This window comes from Teichococcus aerofrigidensis, from assembly GCF_054073225.1.
In genome coordinates, this window is sequence record NZ_JBSXMU010000202.1 from 1 (window position 1) to 3,294 (window position 3,294).

Consider the following 3,294-nt stretch of genomic DNA (forward strand, 5'->3'; position numbering starts at 1 on the left):
ACAGGCGCCGGGATGGCATGACCCGCGCCATGCCCAACGGTACACTCGAACTGCTCCGCGGGCTGCGCCAGCCCGGCCAGGCCTGAGGACAGAACATGCCTCTGATCATCTTCGCATCTCCCAAGGGCGGCGTCGGCAAGACCACGCTGGCGGCGAACCTGGCCGACTTGCTGGCGCAGTCGGGCCGTCCCGTGCTGCTGCTCGACCTCGATCCGCAGAATGCCGCGCGGCTGCATTTCGGCCTGCCCCTGGCGGAGCCGGGCGGCTTCATGGCGGCGCTGGCGCGGCGCCCCGACTGGCGGCAGATGATCTGGCGCATGCCGAACGGCCTGATGCTGCTGCCGCATGGGGCGATGCCGCTGCGCGCCTCGCTCGAGCAGGCCCTTATGCTCGAGCAGGATCCCGGCCTGCTGCACCAGCCGCTGCGCGAGATGCTGGCCGATCCCAACCTGACGGTGATCGCCGACCTGCCGCCGGGGCCGAGCCAGGTGCTGGCCCTGACCGCGCCGCTGGCCGCCGTCATCGTGACCGTGCTGCGCAGCGAGGCGATCAGCGCCGCCATGCTGGGCGAGGTGGAGAGCGGGCGCTTCCTGGGGCATGGCACCGTCACCGCGCTCTTCGCCAACCGCCTGCACTTCGTCCTGAACGGCGTCGCCATGCAGTCCCGCCTGTCACGCACCGCCGCCGAGGCCGTGGCGCAGCATCTGGGGCCGCGCCTGCTGGGCGCGGTGAGTCAGGATGAGAGCCTGGCCGAGGCGCTGGCGCAGATGCGCCCGCTGCGCGAGGTGGCCCCGGCCTCCGCTGCCGCGCGGGACCTGCAGCATATCGCGCAGGCGCTGGCGGTGCTGTCGCAGGGGCCGGTGGCCGAGCCGGCGGTCCATCCCGCCGCCGCCTTCCCGCAGCCCCCCTTCGCGCCACCCTCCTTCGCCCAGCCCCAGCCGGCGCCGCCACCCTATGGCGGTCCGCCCTATCCCGCGCCGCCGCCCCATGAGGCACCGCCGGGACATGCCCTTCCGGCCCAGCCCTATGGTCCGCAGCCGCCCGCGCCGCACCAGGCGGCCCCGCAGGCGCCGGCCTGGGCCGGGTGGCGGGCATGAAGTACTTCTTCCGGAGCACGCTGGCGCGCTCGCCCGCGCTCGGCATCCTGCTGGCCTCCCTTGGCGGCCTCCTGGGGCTGATCTTCATCGTCGCGCCGCTCGAGCCCGAGCAGCAGGCCTGGCTGGCCCTGGCCGGCTTCCTGGCCTTCCTCATCATCGGCCGGGCGCGCGGCCGGGGGGCGCTCTTCGTCCTGGTCGCGCTCTCGTGCCTGGTCTCGATGCGCTACGTCTACTGGCGCCTGACCGAGACGCTCGACTATTCCGGCTATATCGGCACCTTCCTCGGCACCGGCCTGCTGCTGGCCGAGATGTATGCCGTGATCGCCCTGCTGCTGTCCTACTTCCAGCAGCTCTGGCCGCTGGAGCGCAAGCCGGTGCCGCTGCCGGCCAACCCGGAGCAATGGCCCACCATCGACGTCTTCATCCCGAGCTACAACGAGCCGCTCGAGGTGGTGAAGCCCGCGGTCTTCGGCGCGCTGTCGATGGACTGGCCGCCGGAGAAGATGAACGTCTACATCCTCGATGACGGGCGGCGGGAGGATTTCCGCAAGTTCGCCGAGGAGATCGGCTGCGGCTACATGATCCGCCCCGACAACAAGGGCGCCAAGGCCGGCAACATCAACCACGCCCTGACCAAGACCTCGGGCGAGTACATCGTCATCTTCGACTGCGACCACGTCGCGACGCGGTCCTTCCTGCAGCTCTCGATCGGCTGGATGATGCGCGACCGCGGCATCGGCATGCTGCAGACGCCGCACCACTTCTACTCCTCGGACCCGTTCGAGCGGAACCTCGCCTCCGGCAAGCGCATCCCCAACGAGGGGCTGCTCTTCTACGGGCTGGTGCAGCAGGGCAACGATCTCTGGAACGCCACCTTCTTCTGCGGCTCCTGCGCCGTGCTGCGCCGCACCGCGCTGCTGCAGGTGGGCGGCGTGCCGACCGAGACGGTGACGGAGGACTGCCACTGCTCGCTGAAGATGCAGCGGCTGGGCTGGCGCACCGCCTATCTGCGCCTTCCCATGGCGGCCGGCCTGGCGACCGACCGCCTGCTCTCGCACATCGGCCAGCGCATGCGCTGGGCGCGCGGCATGGTGCAGATCTTCCGCGTCGACAACCCGCTGCTGGGCCCCGGGCTGAAGCTCTACCAGCGGCTCTGCTACCTGAACGCCCAGTGGCACTTCCTCTTCCCGCTGCCGCGCTTCGTCTTCCTCACCGCGCCGCTGGCCTTCCTGCTCTTCGGGCAGAGCATCATCGCCGCGTCGCCGCTCGCCATCCTGGCCTATGCGGGGCCGCATATCGTGCATTCGGTCGGCACCAACAGCCGCCTGCAGGGCAAGGTGCGGCACAGCTTCTGGTCGGAGATCTATGAGACGGTGCTGGCGCTCTACCTGCTGCCCGTCGTGCTGACCACGCTGTTCGACCCGAAGAAGGGCAAGTTCAACGTCACCGACAAGGGCGGCACGCTGCAGGAAGGCTATTTCGACTTCCGCGCCGTCTCGGCCAACTTCATCCTCGCCCTGGTGCTGATGCTCGGGCTGCTGTCCGGCGCCTATGGCATGCTCACCAATCCATGGGGCAGCCTGGAGTTCCAGGCCAACGCGCTGAACTCGATCTGGGTGGTGCTGTCGCTGGTCACGGTGGCCGCCGGCATCGCCGTCGGGCGCGAGCGTCGGCAGGTGCGCGAGCGCGCCCGCGTGCATGCGGTGGTGCCGGTGGTGGTGGTGCTGCCGGATGGCCGCCGCGTCGCCGGCCGCAGCGAGAACCTCTCGCTCGGCGGCGCCGCGCTGGCGGTGCCTCTGCCGGAGGATGGCGTGCCCGCCGGGCCGCTGGACATCGAGTTCGAACTGGGCGCCGACCGCGTCGCCATTCCGGCCGCGACGCTGCGCTGGGATGCCGGCCGGCTGCAGCTGCGCTTCACCCCGAGGGATCTGATGGACGAGGGCAATATCGTCCGCACGGTGCTTGGCCGCGCGGATGCCTGGCTGGACTGGGACCATGTGCGCCGGGACCGGCCGATGCGCGCGATGTTCGAGGTGGCGGTGAGCATCACCGGCCTGTTCCGCGGCGACAGCCAGATCTCGCTTCGCGGGCGGCGTGAGCGCCGCGCCCGGGCCCGCGCCGCCTCCGCCATCGCCAAGGCCGCGCCCGTGGCCGCCGCGCGCCCGGCGGAGCGGCTGGTGCCGCCGCCCACCGGCAA

At 71.2% G+C, this 3,294-nt stretch carries 2 protein-coding genes; both read left to right on the forward strand.

Annotation, left to right across the window (positions count from 1 at the left end; all coding sequences use genetic code 11):
- Window positions 1–95: 95 nt before the first annotated feature.
- Window positions 96–1,097, forward strand: coding sequence for a cellulose biosynthesis protein BcsQ (gene bcsQ, locus ACVMLK_RS20380; RefSeq protein WP_457487459.1), 1,002 nt, complete (start codon window positions 96–98; stop codon window positions 1,095–1,097).
- Window positions 1,094–3,294 (forward strand): UDP-forming cellulose synthase catalytic subunit (bcsA, locus tag ACVMLK_RS20385; RefSeq protein WP_457487460.1); only part of this gene is annotated, 2,201 nt, incomplete at its 3' end. The genes bcsQ and bcsA, both read left to right, overlap by 4 nt.

Excerpts from the sequence above, each read along its gene's own strand:
- bcsQ (WP_457487459.1), top strand. The coding sequence starts at position 96 with ATGCCTCTGATCATCTTCGCATCTCCCAAGGGCGGCGTCGGCAAGACC.